16 protein-coding genes are annotated in these 19,202 nt (G+C 73.2%); 9 read left to right on the top strand and 7 right to left on the bottom strand.

Annotated elements, in window-relative coordinates; all coding sequences use genetic code 11:
• Positions 1-134 precede the first annotated feature (134 nt).
• A complete protein-coding gene (locus ACZ4VL_RS37870) occupies positions 135-398 on the top strand; it encodes a hypothetical protein (RefSeq protein ID WP_468209680.1) in 264 nt (87 codons plus the stop codon).
• Positions 395-781: a PIN domain-containing protein gene (locus tag ACZ4VL_RS37865; RefSeq protein ID WP_468209677.1), complete on the top strand. Its 387-nt coding sequence runs from the start codon at positions 395-397 to the stop codon at positions 779-781. Before ACZ4VL_RS37870 ends, ACZ4VL_RS37865 begins: the two co-directional genes overlap by 4 nt.
• 15 nt (positions 782-796) lie before the next feature.
• Here ACZ4VL_RS37865 and ACZ4VL_RS37860 read toward each other — a convergent pair whose 3' ends face one another.
• The 5 genes from ACZ4VL_RS37860 to ACZ4VL_RS37840 are packed head-to-tail and all read right to left on the bottom strand — an operon-like array spanning position 797 to position 6,380.
• On the bottom strand, positions 797-2,110 hold the full coding sequence (locus ACZ4VL_RS37860; RefSeq protein ID WP_468209675.1) for a DUF58 domain-containing protein: 1,314 nt from the start codon (positions 2,108-2,110) through the stop codon (positions 797-799).
• Positions 2,110-3,072 (bottom strand): AAA family ATPase, encoded by a 963-nt coding sequence (locus ACZ4VL_RS37855; protein WP_468209672.1) that lies wholly within the window; start codon positions 3,070-3,072, stop codon positions 2,110-2,112. Before ACZ4VL_RS37855 ends, ACZ4VL_RS37860 begins: the two co-directional genes overlap by 1 nt.
• Entirely contained in the window at positions 3,069-4,355 is a 1,287-nt protein-coding gene (locus tag ACZ4VL_RS37850) for a DUF4350 domain-containing protein (RefSeq protein WP_468209669.1), read from the bottom strand. The genes ACZ4VL_RS37855 and ACZ4VL_RS37850 overlap by 4 nt, the downstream gene beginning before the upstream one ends.
• Positions 4,352-5,032, bottom strand: a complete 681-nt coding sequence (locus ACZ4VL_RS37845) for a DUF4129 domain-containing protein (protein WP_468209666.1) — start codon at positions 5,030-5,032, stop codon at positions 4,352-4,354. The genes ACZ4VL_RS37850 and ACZ4VL_RS37845 overlap by 4 nt, the downstream gene beginning before the upstream one ends.
• Before the next feature lie 7 nt (positions 5,033-5,039).
• Positions 5,040-6,380: a glycerophosphoryl diester phosphodiesterase membrane domain-containing protein gene (locus ACZ4VL_RS37840; RefSeq protein WP_468209663.1), complete on the bottom strand. Its 1,341-nt coding sequence runs from the start codon at positions 6,378-6,380 to the stop codon at positions 5,040-5,042.
• Positions 6,381-6,614: 234 nt separating this feature from the next.
• Here ACZ4VL_RS37840 and mtrA point away from each other — a divergent pair, with 234 nt between their 5' ends.
• From mtrA to ACZ4VL_RS37810, 6 genes are all read left to right on the top strand, one after another.
• The gene (mtrA, locus tag ACZ4VL_RS37835) at positions 6,615-7,304 is read left to right on the top strand and encodes a two-component system response regulator MtrA (RefSeq protein WP_199549338.1); all 690 of its coding nucleotides are present in this window, start codon (positions 6,615-6,617) and stop codon (positions 7,302-7,304) included.
• Position 7,305: 1 nt separating this feature from the next.
• Entirely contained in the window at positions 7,306-9,375 is a 2,070-nt protein-coding gene (gene mtrB / locus ACZ4VL_RS37830; RefSeq protein ID WP_468209659.1) for an MtrAB system histidine kinase MtrB, read from the top strand.
• Entirely contained in the window at positions 9,365-11,242 is a 1,878-nt protein-coding gene (locus ACZ4VL_RS37825; RefSeq protein WP_468209656.1) for an LpqB family beta-propeller domain-containing protein, read from the top strand. Before mtrB ends, ACZ4VL_RS37825 begins: the two co-directional genes overlap by 11 nt.
• A 166-nt stretch (positions 11,243-11,408) precedes the next feature.
• Complete coding sequence (locus ACZ4VL_RS37820; protein ID WP_468209653.1) at positions 11,409-12,176, top strand: ComF family protein; 768 nt, start codon at positions 11,409-11,411, stop codon at positions 12,174-12,176.
• Between the two features lie 350 nt (positions 12,177-12,526).
• Entirely contained in the window at positions 12,527-13,225 is a 699-nt protein-coding gene (gene hpf / locus ACZ4VL_RS37815; protein ID WP_385848558.1) for a ribosome hibernation-promoting factor, HPF/YfiA family, read from the top strand.
• 198 nt (positions 13,226-13,423) lie between these two features.
• Complete coding sequence (locus tag ACZ4VL_RS37810; protein ID WP_468209649.1) at positions 13,424-14,128, top strand: response regulator; 705 nt, start codon at positions 13,424-13,426, stop codon at positions 14,126-14,128.
• Between the two features lie 65 nt (positions 14,129-14,193).
• On the opposite strand, the gene ACZ4VL_RS37805 is transcribed toward ACZ4VL_RS37810, so the two are convergent.
• Both ACZ4VL_RS37805 and ACZ4VL_RS37800 read right to left on the bottom strand, forming a co-directional pair.
• On the bottom strand, positions 14,194-15,366 hold the full coding sequence (locus tag ACZ4VL_RS37805) for a winged helix-turn-helix domain-containing protein (protein ID WP_468209646.1): 1,173 nt from the start codon (positions 15,364-15,366) through the stop codon (positions 14,194-14,196).
• A gap of 122 nt (positions 15,367-15,488) precedes the next feature.
• Entirely contained in the window at positions 15,489-16,088 is a 600-nt protein-coding gene (locus ACZ4VL_RS37800; RefSeq protein ID WP_468209644.1) for a GNAT family N-acetyltransferase, read from the bottom strand.
• A 228-nt stretch (positions 16,089-16,316) separates the two neighbouring features.
• On the opposite strand from ACZ4VL_RS37800, the gene secA reads away from it, so the two are divergent.
• Positions 16,317-19,094: a preprotein translocase subunit SecA gene (gene secA, locus ACZ4VL_RS37795; protein ID WP_468209643.1), complete on the top strand. Its 2,778-nt coding sequence runs from the start codon at positions 16,317-16,319 to the stop codon at positions 19,092-19,094.
• Positions 19,095-19,202 lie beyond the last annotated feature (108 nt).

Genomic DNA, 19,202 nt, shown 5'->3' with positions numbered 1-19,202 from the left:
GGGGGACCCTGTGGGAGAGTAGGACGCCGCCGAACAATCATTGCGGGAAGCCCCGCACCAGCCCTTAGGGGCTCGGTGCGGGGCTTTTCTGCGTTTACGGGACGCGCGTGTAGACGCCGCTGTAGACTTGGGCCATGTCCGACGCCATGATCCGAGTGCCGGCTGAGGTACGCGATCGCCTTGCGGTCATCGCCGAGTCCCGCGGTATGTCCATCAGAGCCCTGGTCCAAGAATTTGCAGAGTCCACGTTGACCGCTGAGGAACGCCGTGAGCGGGCCGAACGGGCCCGCGAGTACATGGCTCAGCACTTCGGGGTTCGCGTGACCGACGAGGAGAGCGCGGAGATGGGGCGGAAGATCCGGGAAGCATTCGCACGCCGGCAGGGGAACGCTGCGTGATCCAGCATCATCTCATCCTGGACAGCCCATCGCTCCTCGCCTTAGCGGGCAACCGGCAGGTGTCGGCACTGATCCACCGCGCTTTCGTCGATGGCGACACCCGTGTGTGGGCTCCTGTCCTGGCGATTTTTGAAGCGGACCGGGAGCACCCGGGACTCGCGGAGCATGTGGGCCAGCTTGATGTCATCCATACGATCGACCTTGACTACGCGGCCATGCTGTCCGTGGCCCAGCTGTGCAGGGAAGGCGCGTCTGCGGGGACTGCGGCAGCAGTGTCAGCCGTGCGGAACTTCCCCGACTGGGGTGTTGACGCCCTGGTGGCGACGATCGAGCCCACGATGTACGAGCGCCACGGTGTGGGCGTGCTCGACCTCAATCGTTGACGTGAGCCTCCGGGGTCACAGGCGGCCGGCGGCCTTCAGGGACAGGTAGGCGTCGGCGAGGGCCGGGGCCAGGGTGTCCGGGGTGGCGTCGACGACGTGGACGCCGTGGCGGGACAGCTGGTCGGCGGTGCGGCGGCGCTGGGCCCGGGTCTGGGCGGCGGCCGCGGCCTCGTACACCGCGTCCAGGGTGCCGCGGGACCGGGCCATCTCCGCGATCTGCGGGTCGGCGACCGAGGCCAGCAGGACCGTGTGGCGCTGCGTGAGGCGGGGGAGGAGCGGCAGTAGGCCCTCTTCCACCGGGGCGGCGTCCAGGCTCGTCAGGAGGACCACCAGAGAGCGGCGTGGGGCGTTGCGCAGGACGGTGGAGACGAGGGTGCGGGCGTCGGTCTCGACGAGCTCCGGTTCCAGGGTGGCCATGGCGTTGACGAAGGCCGGGAGGATCTCGCCGGCCGAGCGGCCCTGGACCTGGGCGCGCGGGCGGCGGTCGTGGGCCAGCAGGTCCACGCGGTCCCCGGCCTTGGAGGCGAGGGCCGCGAGCAGCAGGGCCGCGTCCATGGCGGAGTCCAGACGGGGGGCGTCGCCGACGCGGCCGGCCGAGGTACGGCCGGTGTCGAGGCAGATCAGGATGTGCCGGTCCCGCTCCGGGCGCCAGGTGCGGACGGCGACCTTGTCCTGGCGGGCGGTGGCCCGCCAGTCGATGGAGCGGGTGTCGTCCCCGGGGACGTAGTCGCGGAGGCTGTCGAACTCGGTGCCCTCACCGCGGGTCAGCAGGCTCGTGCGGCCGTCCATCTCGCGCAGCCGGGCCAGCCGGGACGGAAGGTGCTTGCGGCTGGTGAAGGGCGGCAGGACCCGGACCGTCCAGGGGACGGTGTGGGTGCCCTGCCGGGCCAGCAGGCCGAGCGGGCCGTACGAGCGGACCGTGACGCGGTCCGCCCGCCGGTCGCCGCGGCGGGTCGGCAGCAGGCGGGTGGTCAGCCGGCGGCGTTCGCCGGGCGGGATCCGCACGGTGTGCCGGGACGCCTGCTGTTCCGTGCCGGGGAGCCAGCTGCTGGGTGGCCAGGCGTCGCGGATGCGGGCGCGCAGGGGGCGCGTACCGGGGTTGGTGACGGTGAGGTGGACCTCCGCCGGGTCGCCGAGGCGGACCGAGGTGTCGCCGGAGCGGGCCAGGACCAGCCGGCGGACCGGGGCCGCGAGGGCGTAGTCGACCGCGCAGGCCACGGCGAGGGGGGCGTTGACCGCGAGGATGCCCGTCCAGCTCGGTTCGAGGACGCCGACCGGGATGCTGCCGAGGGCCGCCAGCAGGGCGGTGCGGCCGGTGAGGGCGGCCATCAGCGGGGAACGGGGACGTGGGACAGGATCGCGGTGAGGACCGCGTCGGCGGTCACGCCCTCCATCTCGGCCTCCGGGCGCAGCTGGACGCGGTGGCGCAGCGTCGGCAGGGCCAGGGCCTTGACGTCGTCGGGGGTGACGTAGTCGCGGCCGGTGAGCCAGGCCCACGCGCGGGAGGCGGCCAGCAGGGCGGTCGCGCCGCGCGGGGAGACGCCGAGGGTGAGGGAGGGCGACTCGCGGGTGGCGCGGCAGACGTCGACGACGTACCCGGCGATCTCGGGGGAGACGGCGACGGCGGCGACCGCGTCGCGGGCCGCTTCCAGCTCGGCGGCTCCGGCGACCGCGCGGAGACCGGCAGCGGCCAGGTCGCGCGGGTCGAAGCCGGCGGCGTGCCGGGTCAGGACGCCGATCTCGTCCTCGCGGGAGGGCAGGGGGACGTTCAGCTTGAGCAGGAAGCGGTCCAACTGGGCTTCCGGGAGGGGGTAGGTGCCCTCGTACTCGACCGGGTTCATGGTGGCCGCGACCAGGAAGGGTTCGGGCAGGCGGCGCGGGGTGCCGTCGACGGTGACCTGGCGCTCCTCCATGGCCTCCAGGAGCGCGGACTGGGTCTTGGGCGGGGTGCGGTTGATCTCGTCGGCGAGCAGGAGGTTCGTGAAGACCGGGCCGTTCTGGAACGAGAACTCGGCGGTGCGGACGTCGTAGACGAGCGAGCCGGTGACGTCGCTGGGCATCAGGTCCGGGGTGAACTGGACGCGCTTGGTGTCGAGGTCGAGGGAGGCGGCCAGGGCCCGTACCAGGAGGGTCTTGGCGACGCCGGGAACGCCTTCGAGGAGGACGTGGCCGCGGCACAGCAGGGCCACGACGAGACCGGTGACGGCCGAGTCCTGGCCGACGACGGCCTTCCCGATCTCGGTGCGGATCGCTTCCAGCGAGGAGCGGGCGCTGTCCGTGGTGGCCGTCATGAGGTGCGGACCTCTCTTTCGAGGGCGTCGAGGTGGTCGGCGAGCGCGACGAGGGCCGCGTCGTCGGCGGGTGCGGTGCCGAAGAGGAGGGCGGTCAGGTCCCGGCCGGGGTCCGTGAGGCGGGCGGCGACGGCGGGGACGAGGACCGCGGGGTCGTGGGTGTGGGCGGACGCTACGCCGACCAGAGCGGCGAGGCGTTCGCGGGTGGCGGCGCGCAGCACGGAGGCGGCGCGGTCGCGGGCCGCGGTCTTGCGGTAGAGGCGGGCGCGGCCCTCGGTGGCCTCGGAGGCGCGGACGGCGACGGGCAGCCGCTCGGTGACGAGCGGGCCGAGGCGGCGGGCGCGCCAGAGGGCGGCGAGGGCGGCGGCGAAGAAGAGCTGGAGCAGGGCCCAGTGCCAGCCGGCCGGGATCAGCGAGAGGAAGGACTTCTCCTCGGTGTCGCCCTCCCTGAGCTCGGCCAGGGAGGGCAGGTACCAGACGAGGTCGGCGCGGGTGCCGAGGAGTTGGAGGGCGAGGGAGGCGTTGCCCTCGCGGGCCAGGTCCTCGTTGAGCAGGACGTGCTCGGAGCCGAGGACGACGGTGTCGCTGCCGGTGGTGCCGGTGGGGAGGACGAGGACGGTGGGGTGGCCGCCGCTGGGGTAGCAGCCGGTGGCACCGGACGCGGTGGTGTCGTAGCGGCGGCCGTTGCCGGTGTCGGCCGGGCCGGCGCCGGCGGCGGCGGGCAGGGCGCAGCCGGGGGCCGGGGTGCGCTCGTGGGCCTTGCCGGCGGTGTGGACGGCGGGGGCCAGGTCGGCCAGGGCGGGGTCGCCGGGGGCGAGGAGGACGGTGCGGCCGCCGGAGAGGTCGATGGCGGAGCGGATGCTGCGCAGTTGCCGGTCCCCGAGCAGGTCGGGGTCGGTGACCAGGAGGGTGGTGCTGGGGCCGGCGGCTTCGGCGGCCTCGTCGGCGGTGGTGACGACGCGGGTGGTGACGCCGCGGGCGCGCAGGAGTTCGGCGACGGCGCGGCTGCCCTCGGGGGCGGGGGAGCGGGGGTCGAGGCGGCCGTGGTGGGTGCCGGAGGAGAGCGCGGCGAGGGTGACGGCGGCGGTGAGGAGGACGGCCAGGGCGATGAGGAACCCGCGGGCGCGGCGCCACACTTCGGCGGGAGTGCTGCCGGCGGCGGCGGTGGGCCGGGGTGCGGGAGCGCCGGCCGTACCGGGGGCGGTGCCCGGGGTGCCGGGGGTGCCCGTGGCGGGGTCGGGGGCCGGGCCGCCAGCCGCCGGGGTCGGGATGGGGGCGGTCATGCCGGGGGTCCCGTCAGGAGCGGCTTCGTGCGGGCCAGGGTGAGGTCGAGGGCGCGCAGGCGGGCGTAGGTGTCGGCGTCGGCGGTGCGGCCGCCGTAGGTGACGTCGTCGAAGGTGCGGGCGGCTGCGCGCAGGTCGGCGGCGTGGCCGGGGAGGGTCCGGGCGGCCTCGGCGGCGGCCTCGTCGGCGGTGCGGCCGGGGCGCGGGTCGAGGAGGGTGCGCTCCTCCAGGGAGCGGACGACGGCGCGCATGCGCTCCTGGACGGCGTCGTTCCACCGGCCTGCGGCGGCGTGGGCGTCGGCGGCGGTGCGGTGGTCGTCCGCGGTGGCCGGGCCGTCGTCGAAGAGGGCGGCCCCCTGGGTGGCGGTGCGGCGCGGGGCGCCGAGCCGCCACCACAGGGCGGCGAGGACGAGGGCGGCGAGGACGACGATGGCGACCAGGCCGAGGGTGCCGCCCGGGGTGGCGCTCCCGGCCTGGTCGAAGAGGCCGCCGACCCACTCCCAGAAGCGGTCCAGGGCGCGCTGGAGCAGCCCGGGGTCGTCCTGGTGGTAGAGCTGCTTGGACAGCTCGCGTTCGGCCGCCTCGCGGGCGGGCTCGCGCGGTGTCGTCACCGGCGGCGTCGGTTCTCCCCGTACGAGCGCCGCGGTGCGTGTGATGAGGTCCCCCCTCCCCGTCATCGCCGGGTCAGCCTCCGGTGGGCGGGACCGTGGGCGTGGCGTCCGTGCCGTAGTTCTCCAGGCCGGCGGCGCGGGCGAGCTCCAGGTCGAGGGCCTCGCGGCGGATGCGCTGGTCGACGTAGAGCAGGACGGTGACGCCGGACTGCATGGGCAGGGTGATGGTCTGGGCGATCACCGAGGCGATGCCGAGGACGACGAGGAAGGTCCAGTCGTCGAGGAGGGTGCCGTCCTCGAAGCCGCTGAACCCGTTGCCGGAGAGGGCGGCGCCCACGAAGGCCAGCGGGTAGATGATCACGGCGGCGACGAAGCCGGTGATCAGCGCGGTGAGGGCGGTGATGCCGAAGATGCGCCACCAGGAGCCGTGGACGAGCTTGGAGGAGCGGCGCAGGGCGGTGGGGATGCTGCTCTTCTCCAGCATCAGCGCGGGCGAGGCCAGGCTGAACTTGATCCCCAGCCAGAGCAGCAGCGGGATCGCGGCCAGGACGCCGAGCAGGGCGAGGCCGAAGCTGCGGGCGAGGAGGGCGGGCAGGAGCAGCACGGTGACGAGGACGGCCGCGGCCACGCCCAGCAGCAGGGTCAGCCCGAGCAGGTGCGGCAGCCGGGGACGGGCGTCGCGCCAGGCCTCGGCGACGGTGGAGCTGCGGCCGAGCACCGCCCGGCTGAAGACCATCGTGAGCAGGGCGGTGGCGAGGATGCCGGCGATGAACTGGACGAACAGGCTGGCGCTGCTGGACAGCAGGCTGGCGCCCATGGCGTCGAGGAGCGCGGCCGGACCGGCGCCGGGGTCCGGGGTGGGCAGGTCGGCCAGTGCGTACTTCTTCACGACGAGGTCGACGACCTGCACGATCGTCGCCACGACGAGGGAGATCGACAGGACCGAGCGCCACTGGCCGCGCATGGTGGCGACGGCGCCGTCGAGGATCTCGCCCATGTCGAGGGGGCGCAGCGGGATGGTGCCCGGCTTGGCGGCCGGGGGCTTGCCCCAGTAGCCGGGGCCGCCGGGTCGGCCGTACTGGCCGCCGTACGGGGCCTGCGCGCCGCCGTACGGGGCCTGCGGGCCGGCGGCGGGGCCTGCGGAGGAGGCCCAGCTGCGCGGGCCCGGGGCGGGCTGCTGAGGGGCCGGGGCCGGGGCGGGGGCGGCGGGTCGGGCCGGCTGGGGTGCGCCGGGGCTCTGCCACTCGCCGGGCGGCGGCTGCTCGGCGGACCACTTCTGGCCGCCGGCGGGCGGCCGGGCGGCGGTGTCGCCGTCCTGCGGGCCCTCGCCCCGCTGCTGACCGTCGGGTGCACCAGGCCGCTCGCCGTCGGACGGAGAGGGTCCGGGCACGGCCCGGCCCGGAAAGTCGTTCATCGTCGCTCCTTCACGTGCACCTGGTGGGGCGGGGGCGCTGGTCGGCTGCCATCGTGCCACGTGGGAACGGTGCGCGGACCGGCCGTCCCCCGCCGATCTGCGCCGGTCCGCCTTCAATTGTCGCCCTGCTCCGGGGCAGACTGGTCGGTGCCCTCCCCACGCAGGTTCGAGGGTCGATTTCCAGCCCTTTTGGCTGTGGGACAGCTCACCGCCGGGTAACGATTGGCTAATGGGATGATGTCAAGCATGAAGGGACGCGTCCTTGTCGTCGACGACGACACCGCACTGGCCGAGATGCTCGGCATCGTGTTGCGTGGAGAAGGTTTCGAGCCGTCGTTCGTAGCGGACGGTGACAAGGCATTGGCTGCCTTCCGTGAGGCCAAGCCGGACCTGGTGCTGCTGGACCTCATGCTGCCCGGACGGGACGGCATAGAGGTGTGCCGGCTGATCCGGGCCGAGTCCGGCGTGCCGATCGTGATGCTCACCGCGAAGAGCGACACGGTGGATGTCGTCGTGGGTCTGGAGTCCGGGGCCGACGACTACATCGTCAAGCCGTTCAAGCCGAAGGAGCTGGTCGCCCGTATCCGGGCGCGCCTGCGCCGGTCGGAGGAGCCCGCCCCCGAGCAGCTCACCATCGGTGACCTGGTCATCGACGTGGCGGGGCACTCGGTCAAGCGGGACGGCTCCTCCATCGCGCTGACCCCGCTGGAGTTCGACCTGCTGGTCGCGCTCGCGCGCAAGCCCTGGCAGGTCTTCACCCGTGAGGTGCTGCTGGAGCAGGTGTGGGGCTACCGGCACGCCGCGGACACCCGCCTGGTCAACGTGCATGTGCAGCGGCTGCGCTCCAAGGTCGAGAAGGACCCGGAGCGCCCTGAGATCGTCGTGACGGTGCGCGGTGTCGGCTACAAGGCAGGACCGAGCTGACGTGAAGTCCGGCAGGCCGCGGGGCGGCTCCCGCTGGGGGGCCCTGCGGGCCGGCCGGCTGCTCCAGGACGGGGCGCCCGGCGGGCCTGTGCTGCGGTTGTTCGTACGACTGGTGCGGCGGCCGCTGCTGCCGGCTGTCCGGCTGTGGCGGCGCAACATCCAGCTGAGGGTCGTCGCCGCGACGATGCTGATGTCGCTGGCCGTGGTGCTGGCGCTGGGCTTCGTCGTGATCGCGCAGGTCAGCAAGGGCCTCCTCGACGCGAAGGAGGAGGCTGCGCAGAGCCAGGCCGCCGGCGGGTTCGCCGTCGCGCAGGAGAAGGCCAACACGCCCGCGACCGTGGACGGGCCCGACGTCACCGACAACAAGGTGGGCCGGGACGCCAGTACCTGGATGAACTCGCTGGTCAAGCAGCTCGCCAGTGGTGGCCAGACCGCGTTCGAAGTGGTCGCCCTCGGGGCCGGCACGGGCAGTGGCTCCGGGACCGGCGCCGGGACGACCGGTGCGGGCGCGGGCACCGGCACGCAGCCGGGCGGTGCGGGCGCGTCGGGCGTCAAGGGGGCCCGTGCCTCCGGCAACGTCGACCCGACCGCGAGCATCCCGCCGCAGCTGCGCAAGGCCGTCAACCACGCCACCGGCACGTTCAAGACGTTCTCGCAGATCAAGTACACGGACGGGGCGGGCGGCAAGTCGCCCGAGCCGGCGCTGGTCGTGGGCAAGCGACTCACCGACATCAACGGCGACCCGTACGACCTGTACTACCTCTTCCCGCTGACGCAGGAGGAGGAGTCCCTCAACCTGGTCAAGTCGACGATCGCCACCGCCGGCCTGTTCGTCGTGGTGCTGCTCAGCGCCATCGCCTGGCTGGTCGTGCGGCAGATCGTGACCCCGGTGCGGATGGCCGCGGGCATCGCCGAGCGGCTGTCGGCCGGGCGGCTGCAGGAACGGATGAAGGTCACCGGCGAGGACGACATCGCGCGCCTCGGCGAAGCCTTCAACAAGATGGCGCAGAGCCTCCAGGTCAAGATCCAGCAGATGGAGGACCTGTCGCGGATGCAGCGCCGGTTCGTCTCCGACGTCTCGCACGAGCTGCGCACCCCGCTGACGACCGTCCGCATGGCCGCCGACGTCATCCACGACGCCCGGGTCGACTTCGACCCGGTGACCGCCCGCTCCGCCGAACTGCTCGCCGGCCAGCTGGACCGCTTCGAGTCGCTGCTGGCGGACCTGCTGGAGATCAGCCGGTTCGACGCGGGCGCGGCGGCGCTGGAGGCCGAGCCCGTCGACCTGCGCGACGTGGTCCGCCGGGTCGTGGAGGGCGCCGAGCCGCTCGCCGAGCACAAGGGCACCCGGATCCGGGTCCTCGGCGACACCCAGCCGGTGATCGCCGAGGCCGACGCCCGGCGCGTGGAGCGGGTGCTGCGCAACCTCGTCGTCAACGCCGTGGAGCACGGCGAGGGCCGCGACGTGGTGGTCCGGCTCGCGTCCGCGGGCGGGGCCGTCGCCATCGCCGTACGCGACTACGGCGTCGGCCTCAAGCCCGGCGAGGCCACCCGGGTCTTCAACCGCTTCTGGCGGGCGGACCCGGCGCGGGCCCGCACCACCGGCGGCACCGGCCTGGGCCTGTCCATCGCCGTCGAGGACGCCCGGCTGCACGGCGGCTGGCTCCAGGCCTGGGGCGAGCCCGGCGGCGGCTCCCAGTTCCGGCTGACCCTGCCGCGGACCGCCGACGAGCCGCTGCGGGGCTCCCCGATCCCGCTGGAGCCCGAGGACTCGCGGGCCAACCGGGCCAAGGCCGCAGCCGACGCCGCGGCCGCCGCCTCCGGCACCGCCGGCGGCGGGTCGCAGCCCGGCTCCGGCGCTGGCCGGGGCGGCTCCGGGCCGCAGGGCCCCGGCGGCAACCGGGCACAGGCCCCGGTCCGGCCCGACCTCGCGGCGATCCCGCCGCGCTCCGCGGTCGCCGGGGCGGTACCGGTGCCCGCGGACCCGACCGCCCTGCCGGGGAACGGGTCCCGTGTGGTGGCCCGGCCGGCCGACCAGGGAGCACAGGAGGATGGAGCAGGTGGACGCTGAGTCCGTACGCGCAGCCAGGGACGGCCGCGGGGCGGCGGCACGCGCGGGCGCCCGGGCGCGGGCCGCCGCGGGCTGCGCCGCCGGCGCGGGTGCGCTGCTGCTCGCCGGCTGCGCCTCGATGCCCGACAGCGGCGAGATCCGGGAGGTGCGGGCCTCGCAGGGCGTGGACTCGCAGGTCCGGGTGTTCGGCGTGCCGCCGGCCGACAAGGCCAGCCCGACGGACATCGTCGACGGCTTCCTGGAGGCCATGACCAGCGACGATCCGCAGTTGCAGACCGCCCGCAAGTACCTCACCGAGGAGGCGGCGAAGAACTGGAAGCCCGGCGCGGCCGTCACCGTCCTCTCCGGGGGCATCGACCGGTTCTCCGTCCAGGGCGAGAAGGACCCGGCGGGGCCCCGCTTCAAGACGACCGGCAAGATGCTCGCGACGGTGGACGAGCACAGCGCGTACCAGCCGGACACGACCGGTGGCCGCTACGAGGAGTTCCTGCAGCTGGTGCAGGAGAACAAGCAGTGGCGGATCGCGACGCCGCCGAAGAGCCTGGTGCTCAGCGAGTCCGACTTCCAGCGCATCTACATGCCGGTCAACAAGTACTACTTCGCGGGCGGCGCGCTCGTCGCCGACCCGGTGTACGTGCGCCAGCGCAACGACCCCGACTCGCGGATGGACCCCACGACGCAGACGGTGCAGTCGCTGCTGGCCGGCCCGTCCAAGTGGCTGGGCCCGGTGGCCACTTCGAGCTTCCCGCCCGGTACGGAGCTGCGGGAGGGCACCAAGTCCCTGACGTACGACGGGCAGAACACGCTGCGCGTGCCGCTCAACGACAAGGTCAACGACGTCGCGCAGCCGCAGTGCCAGAAGATGGCCACTCAACTGCTGTTCACGGTCAAGGACCTGACCGCGTCCCGGCTGGACCGGGTCGAGCTGCTGCGCCCGGACCGCTCCTCGCTGTGCTCGGTGACGGAGGCGGGCGCGGCGGGCATCGCGCACCGGGTGCCGAGCCCCGACCACCAGTACTACGTCGACGCCGACGCCCGGCTCGTGCGGATGAAGCTCGACGTGAACAGCGAGGACCAGCAGTACCGGGCGGAGCCGGTGCCGGGTCCGCTGAACCCGCCCGGCGCCCCCGCCTTCAAGGTCGGTTCGGCGGCCGTCAGCTACGACGAGAAGCGTGCGGCGGTGGTCTCGGAGGACGGGCACGGGCTGTACCTGGTGAGCCTGACGACGGCCGGTCCGATGCCGCAGCCGGTGCTGAACGGCAAGGGCGCCAAGCCGAACGGGCTGTCCACGCCGAGCTGGGACGCGGCGGGCGACCTGTGGGTCGCGGACCAGGACCCGCAGAACGCGGCGCTGTACCGGGTGCCCGCGGGCGCCACCGCCGCGCAGAAGATCGACGTGGCCGGGCTCGACGGCGGGCGGATCACGGCGCTGAAGGCGTCCCCGGACGGGGTCCGGATCGCGCTGCTGGTGCAGAAGGACAACCGCAAGCGCCTCTACATCGGGCGGATCGAGCGGCCGGCTGGCGGCCGGGCCGACCAGCCGGGGGCGGTGTCGGTGCACGAGCTGCGCCCGGCCGCGCCGCAGATGGCGGACGTGACGGCGCTCAGCTGGGCGCCGCGGGGCCGGCTGCTGGTGGTGGGCCGGGAGAGCGGCGGGGTCGTGCAGGCCCGGTACATGCTGGCGGACGGGTCGATGGTCGCGGCGAGCCTGCCCGGGGCGGCCGGGCTGGTCGCGGTCGCGGCGACGGAGGACGAACGCAAGCCGGTCGTGGCCGCCTCGGACGAGGACGGCATCGTGTGGCTGCCGCCGGGGGCGCAGTGGCGCACGGTGGCGGCGGGCGGCCGGACCCCGGTGTACCCGGGCTGACCCCGGGCTGACCCCGGCCTGGCCTGGCCACGGCCGTACGCCGGCGACGGCGGACCGACGACGGGCGCGACCCCGGCCGGGCTTCGTCCCGAGCCGGGGTTCTCGCTGTCCACAGGCCTCGTCCACAGGCGTGGCGGGTCACGGGCCGGCCCGGCACAGTAAGGGGATGCGGGGGTGGTGGCAGGAGCTCACCGGGCTGGTGCTGCCGGGTGCCTGCGCCGGCTGCGGGGCGGCCCGTACGGTGCTGTGCGCGGGCTGCCGGCGGGCGCTGGACGGGGTCGCCGCGGGCCCGGTGCGGCCCTCCGGGCGGCTGCGGGGGCTGCCCCCAGTGTACGGGGCCGGGGTGTACGGGGGCGCGGTACGGGCGGTCCTGCTCGCACACAAGGAACGCGGGGCGCTGGCGCTGGCCGGACCGCTCGGGGCGGCCCTGGCGGCGGCGGTCGCCGCGCTCGCAGCCGGGGGGCCGGTCCCGCCCGGAGGCGGGGGCGGTGTGGCGGGGTCCGGGGAGGTCGTCCTGGTGCCCGTGCCCTCGGCGCGGCGGCAGGTGCGGGCGCGCGGGCACGATCCGGTGCGCAGGATCGCGCTGGCGGCGGCTGCCCGGCTGCGGCGGGCCGGTGCCGCCGTGCGGGTGGCGTCCGTTTTGCGCCAGGTGCGTCCGGTGGCGGACCAGGCGGGTCTGGGGGCGCGGGAGCGGCGGGAGAACCTCTCCGGGGCGCTCGGGGTGGGTCCGGGTGGGGTGCGGGCGGTGGCCGGGGGTCGGATCGTGCTGGTGGACGACGTGATCACGACCGGGGCCACGCTGGCGGAGGCGGCGCGGGCCCTGGCGGCGGCCGGTGCGGGGCCGGTGGCGGGGGCGGCGGTGGTGGCCGCGCCCTCCGGTTCTTTCGTACGAATCCGGTCGTCTACCCGGACAGAGCAACATTCCTGTGAATAGATTTGGAACTGATGGGGAAGGCGCATCGTTGCAGGTAACGAGAGGGACTGAACACCTGAACGGAGGTACGTTCCGGTAGCGGGTGCCGACAACCGGCATGGAGAGATATGTTCGGTTGTAAGGAACTGGCGACCCTGGGGCTCGCATCGGATCGCACGTTTCGCAGTAGCTGAATCTTCGTGTCAGAGACTGTCTCTCGACTCCGAAGTCGGTGGGGTGTAGATCTTGCCGATGGGGGAGGAGGAGGTGAAAGTCGCCAAGTCCGAGGCTCCGGTGAACACCGGAGCCTGGTGCGAAAGGGAGACGCTTCGCCTCGCTGGAGGCGGGGCTATCCGGGAACGGAGTTCTGCGTGGACATCGTCGTCAAGGGCCGCAAGACCGAGGTGCCCGAGCGGTTCCGCAAGCACGTGGCGGAGAAGCTCAACGTGGACAAGATCCAGAAGTATGACGGCAAGGTCATCAGCATGGATGTCGAGGTGTCCAAGGAGCACAACCCGCGGCAGGCCGACCGTTCCGACCGTGTCGAGATCACGCTGCGTTCGCGCGGGCCCGTGATCCGAGCAGAGGCCGCAGCGGCCGACCCGTACGCGGCGCTGGATCTGGCGCACGAGAAGCTCGAGGCCCGGCTGCGCAGGCAGCACGACAAGCGCGCCAGCCGCCGCGGTAGCGGCAGGCTTTCGGCGGCCGAGGTCGCCGACGCGGTGCCGGACGCCGCGACCCTGAACGGGCACGGCATGCCGGTGTCCGACGAAGACGCGGACGCGATTCCCACGACCCGGATCGGGTCGCTGGAGGTACAGGGCGAAGGCCCGCTCATCGTCCGCGAGAAGACGCACTCGGCGTCCCCCATGTCGCTCGACCAGGCCCTGTACGAGATGGAGCTGGTCGGCCACGACTTCTATCTGTTCGTCGATTCCGAGACGAAGATGCCGAGCGTCGTCTACCGGCGTCACGGCTACGACTACGGCGTGATCCACCTCAACTCCGACCAGGCCTCCAGCACGGACGAGCCCGGTCCGGGAGGCGCTGGCGGGGCGCTGGGCGGCTGACGCCGCGTCGGGTTTCCGTGCGATGCCCCTGCCGGACGCGACGGGTCCGGCAGGGGCATCCCTGTGACCGGATATGCGCCAGGCGCCTGCGCGGAGACCCCCGGCGGACGGCGCGGGCATGGAATCATGGCGGGCAGTCAACCGGCGGGTGCGTCCGCCGGGTTGGCCGGCAGCTGGGCGCGTGCAGGGGGAGGAACGATGGCGGACGGTTTCGGGCCGGTGCACGGGGGCGAGGGCGGCGGCGAGCCGATCCGGGTGCTCGTCGTCGACGACCACGCCCTGTTCCGGCGCGGGCTGGAGATCGTCCTCGCGCAGGAGGAGGACATCCAGGTCGTCGGCGAGGCCGGGGACGGTGCGGAGGCGGTGGACAAGGCGGCGGACCTGCTGCCGGACATCGTGCTGATGGACGTGCGGATGCCCCGGCGCGGCGGGATCGAGGCGTGTACGTCGATCAAGGAGGTGGCCCCCTCCGCGAAGATCATCATGCTGACGATCAGCGACGAGGAGGCGGACCTCTACGACGCGATCAAGGCGGGCGCCACCGGATACCTGTTGAAGGAGATCTCCACCGACGAGGTGGCCACCGCGATCCGGGCCGTGGCCGACGGGCAGTCGCAGATCAGCCCCTCGATGGCGTCGAAACTCCTCACCGAGTTCAAATCCATGATCCAGCGGACGGACGAGCGCCGACTGGTGCCCGCGCCCCGGCTCACCGAGCGCGAGGTGGAAGTGCTCAAGCTCGTCGCGACCGGGATGAACAACCGGGACATCGCCAAGGAACTGTTCATTTCCGAGAACACGGTGAAGAACCACGTCCGCAACATCCTGGAGAAGCTCCAACTGCACTCCAGGATGGAGGCGGTCGTCTACGCGATGCGCGAGAAGATCCTCGAAATCCGTTAGGGCCCCGGACCGGAGTTCCGCCGGGGCTCCGGCTCCTCCGGCCCGGAGTTCCGCGCGGGCCCCGCTCAGAGGGCGGCGAGCTCCGCGGTGACGGCCGCCGCCTCCTGCGGGGTCTGCGCGCGCTCCACCCGTACGTCGTCGCAGCCGACCCACTCCGCGGCCCCGCGCAGCGCCGCGGCCATCGCCGGGGCCGCCTGCGGCGAGGTCAGCGACAGCTGCCGGGCGACCAGGGTGCGGCCCTCGCGGGCCGGGTCCACCCGCCCGCGGAGCCGGCCGCCCGTCAGCAGCGGCATCGCGAAGTAGCCGTGCACGCGCTGCGGCTTGGGCACGTACGCCTCCAGCTTGTGGCTGAAGCCGAAGATCCGCTCGGTCCGGGGGCGGTCCCAGACCAGGGAGTCGAAGGGGGAGAGCAGGGTCGTGCGGTGCCGGCCGCGCGGGGGAGCGGCCAGCGCCTCCGGGTCGGCCCACGCGGGCTTGGCCCAGCCCTCGACCTCCACCGGCACCAGGCCGGAGTCGGCGATCACCGCGTCGAACTGCTCGCCCTTGATCCGGTGGTAGTCGGCGAGGTCCGCGCGGGTGCCCACCCCCAGCGACTTGCCGGCCAGCCCGACCAGGCGGCGCAGGCACTCGGTGTCGTCCAGCGCGTCGTGGAGCAGCTCCGTCGGGACCGCCCGCTCGGCCAGGTCGTAGACCCGCTTCCAGCCGCGCCGCTCGGTGCAGACCACGTCGCCGGTGTCGAGCAGCCACTCCACCGCGATCTTGGTCTCGGACCAGTCCCACCACGGGCCGCCGTTCTTGGCGCCGCCCAGCTCGGTGGAGGTGAGCGGGCCCTCGGCCCGCAGCCGGTCCAGGACCAGCGCGCAGGAACCCTCGCGGTCCTTCATCCGGTGCCAGCGGTAGCCGTTCTCCCGCCGGGCCCGGCGCCGGAAGGCGAAGTGCGGCCACTCCTCGATCGGCAGGATGCACGCCGCGTGCGACCAGTACTCGAAGGCGTGACCGTCGGACCAGTACGCCCGCTCGACCGCCTCGCGGCCCACCGCGCCCAGGCGCGCGTACGGGATCAGCTCGTGCGACCGGGCCAGGACGGAGATGGTGTCCAGCTGTACGGCGCCCAGGTGGCGCAGCACCCCGCGCACGCCGCCGCGCCGGTCGGGGGCCCCGAGGAACCCCTGGGCGCGCAGGGCGATCCGGCGCGCTTCGTCGGCGGACAGGGACACGGCGGCGGTGGCGGTGGTCATGCGCCGCAGCCTAGGCCCCGGCACTGACATCGGGCCCGGGGTCCGGTGCCGGGAGGGGCCGGTGAGGGGCCGGTCGTGACACCGCGGGCCGGTGGGGGCCGGTCGCGCAGTTCCCCGCGCCCTTACGGGGTGCCGTACCGGTCCGGTGCCGGGAGGTACGGCAGTCGCGACTCCAGGCCCATGTCGGAGGGGAGCAGTCCGCCCACCCAGCAGTCGCGCAGGGTGCCGCGGTGCTCCATGCCGGCGCGCTGCACGCCCTCGAAGGTGAAGCCGGCCTTCTCGGCGACGGCCCGGGAGGCGGCGTTGCCGACCCCGGCCCGCCAGATCAGCCGGACGCAGCCCGCCTCGGTGAAGGCCCAGCGGGCCACCGCCCGCACCGCCTCGGTGGTGTAGCCGCGGCCGCGCAGGCCGGGGGCGGCCCAGAAGCCGATCTCGTGCGCGTGGCTGCCGCGGGGGACCACGGCGGTGCTGGCGACCAGGGGGCCCTCGGCTCCGTCCGGCCCGGCGAGCCGTACCGCGAAGTTGTACTCGGTGTCGTCCCGCCAGCCGCCGGGCACGGTCCGCAGGACGTAGGTCTCCGCGTCGGTGCGCCGGTAGGGCACGGGCACCGGGATCCAGCGCTGGATCTCCGGGTCCTGGCAGGCGGCCAGCACCTCGTCGACGTCCTCGGGGCGGTGGGGGCGCAGTACCAGCCGTTCGGTGGCGAGGGCGGTGGGTTCCATGACCGAATTCTGCTGGCCGGGCCCCGGGCCGGACGACCAGTTTTCGCGCAGGGCGGCACCTTCGCCGCCCCCCGTACGTTCTCATTCCGGGCGCATGCCGCCCCGCGGCCATGGCGGACCTCCCGACGCGACCGTGTCCTCGCTTACGATGGCCGGTGCGGTGGGGCCCACCCTCCGTGCCCGCGTACGAACCAGTGCCAGGCCCGACCGGCAAGGAGACAAACCTCGGTGTCCGTCTTCAACAAGCTCATGCGTGCAGGCGAAGGCAAGATCCTGCGCAAACTGCACCGCATCGCGGACCAGGTCAACTCCATCGAAGAGGACTTCGTCAACCTCTCCGACGCCGAGTTGCGGGCGCTCACGGACGAGTACAAGCAGCGGTACCAGGACGGCGAGAGCCTGGACGACCTGCTGCCGGAGGCCTTCGCCACCGTCCGTGAAGCGGCCAAGCGCGTCCTGGGCCAGCGGCACTACGACGTCCAGCTGATGGGTGGCGCCGCCCTGCACCTCGGCTACGTGGCGGAGATGAAGACCGGTGAGGGCAAGACCCTCGTCGGCACGCTGCCCGCGTACCTGAACGCGCTGTCCGGCGACGGCGTGCACCTGATCACGGTCAACGACTACCTGGCCGAGCGCGACTCCGAGATGATGGGCCGCGTCCACAAGTTCCTGGGCCTGTCCGTCGGCTGCATCCTGGCGAACATGACGCCGGCGCAGCGCCGCGAGCAGTACGGCTGCGACATCACGTACGGCACGAACAACGAGTTCGGCTTCGACTACCTGCGCGACAACATGGCGTGGTCGCAGGACGAGCTGGTGCAGCGCGGCCACAACTTCGCCGTGGTGGACGAGGTCGACTCCATCCTGATCGACGAGGCGCGCACCCCGCTGATCATCTCCGGCCCGGCCGACCAGGCCACCAAGTGGTACGGCGACTTCGCCAAGCTGGTCACCCGCCTGACCAAGGGCGAGCCGGGCAACCCGCTCAAGGGCATCGAGGAGACCGGCGACTACGAGGTCGACGAGAAGAAGCGCACCGTCGCCATCCACGAGGCCGGTGTCTCCAAGGTCGAGGACTGGCTCGGCATCGACAACCTCTACGAGTCGGTCAACACGCCCCTCGTCGGCTACCTGAACAACGCCATCAAGGCGAAGGAACTGTTCAAGAAGGACAAGGACTACGTCGTCATCGACGGCGAGGTCATGATCGTCGACGAGCACACCGGCCGTATCCTCGCCGGCCGCCGCTACAACGAGGGCATGCACCAGGCGATCGAGGCGAAGGAAGGGGTGGACATCAAGGACGAGAACCAGACCCTCGCCACGATCACCCTGCAGAACTTCTTCCGCCTCTACACCAAGCTCTCCGGCATGACCGGTACGGCCATGACCGAGGCCGCCGAGTTCCACCAGATCTACAAGCTGGGCGTCGTCCCGATCCCGACGAACCGGCCCATGCAGCGCAAGGACCAGGCCGACCTGATCTACCGCACCGAGGTCGCCAAGTTCGCCGCCGTCGTCGACGACATCGCGGAGAAGCACGAGAAGGGCCAGCCGATCCTCGTCGGCACCACCTCGGTCGAGAAGTCCGAGTACCTCTCGCGCCAGCTGTCCAAGCGCGGCATCCCGCACGAGGTCCTCAACGCCAAGCACCACGAGCGCGAGGCCGTCATCGTCGCCCAGGCGGGCCGTCGCGGCGCCGTGACGGTCGCCACGAACATGGCGGGCCGCGGTACCGACATCAAGCTCGGCGGCAACCCCGACGACCTCGCCGAGGCCGAGCTGCGCCAGCAGGGCCTGGACCCGGAGGAGCACATCGAGGAGTGGGCGCACGCCCTGCCCTCCGCGCTCCAGCGCGCCGAGGCCGCCGTGAAGGCAGAGTTCGAAGAGGTCAAGGCGCTCGGCGGGCTGTACGTACTGGGCACCGAGCGGCACGAGTCGCGCCGCATCGACAACCAGCTGCGCGGCCGTTCCGGCCGTCAGGGCGACCCGGGCGAGTCCCGCTTCTACCTGTCGCTGGGCGACGACCTGATGCGCCTGTTCAAGGCGCAGATGGTCGAGCGCGTGATGTCGATGGCGAACGTGCCGGACGACGTCCCGATCGAGAACAAGATGGTGACCCGCGCGATCGCGTCGGCCCAGTCGCAGGTCGAGACCCAGAACTTCGAGACGCGCAAGAACGTCCTGAAGTACGACGAGGTCCTCAACAGCCAGCGCGAGGTCATCTACGGTGAGCGCCGCCGCGTCCTGGAGGGCGAGGACCTGCACGAGCAGGTGCGCTACTTCATGGACGACACCATCGACGCGTACATCGCGGCCGAGACCGTCGAGGGCTTCGCCGAGGAGTGGGACCTGGACCGGCTGTGGGGCGCGTTCAAGCAGCTCTACCCGCTCAAGGTCACGGTCGAGGAGCTGGAGGACGCGGCGGGCGACCGCGCGGGCATCACCTCCGAGTTCATCGCGGAGTCGGTCAAGGACGACATCCACGAGCAGTACGAGGCCCGCGAGAAGGCCCTCGGCTCCGACATCATGCGCGAGCTGGAGCGGCGCGTGGTGCTGTCGGTGCTGGACCGCAAGTGGCGTGAGCACCTCTACGAGATGGACTACCTCCAGGAGGGCATCGGCCTGCGCGCGATGGCCCAGAAGGACCCGCTGGTCGAGTACCAGCGCGAGGGCTTCGACATGTTCAACGCCATGATGGAGGGCATCAAGGAGGAGTCCGTCGGCTACCTGTTCAACCTGGAGGTCCAGGTCGAGCAGCAGGTCGAGGAGGTCCCGGTGCAGGAGGCCGCCCCGGCGGTCGCCCCCGGTCCGCGCCCGGAGATCCGCGCCAAGGGCCTCGACGCCCCGCAGCGCCCGGACCGGCTGCACTTCTCCGCGCCGACCGTGGACGGCGAGGGCGGCGTGGTCGAGGGCGACTTCGAGTCGGAGGAGGGCGACGGGATGACCCGCGCCGAGCGCCGCAAGGCGCAGAAGGCCGCCGGCGGCCGCCGCCGCAAGAAGTAGCCTCCGCGAGGAGCACCCCGGGGGGGGGGGGGGGGGGGGGGGGGGGGGGGGGGGGGGGGGGGGGGGGGGGGGGGGGGGGGGGGGGGGGGGGGGGGGGGGGGGGGGGGG

The organism is Streptomyces sp. NPDC029014, from assembly GCF_055564695.1.
This window is presented reverse-complemented; position numbering and strand designations above follow the sequence as displayed.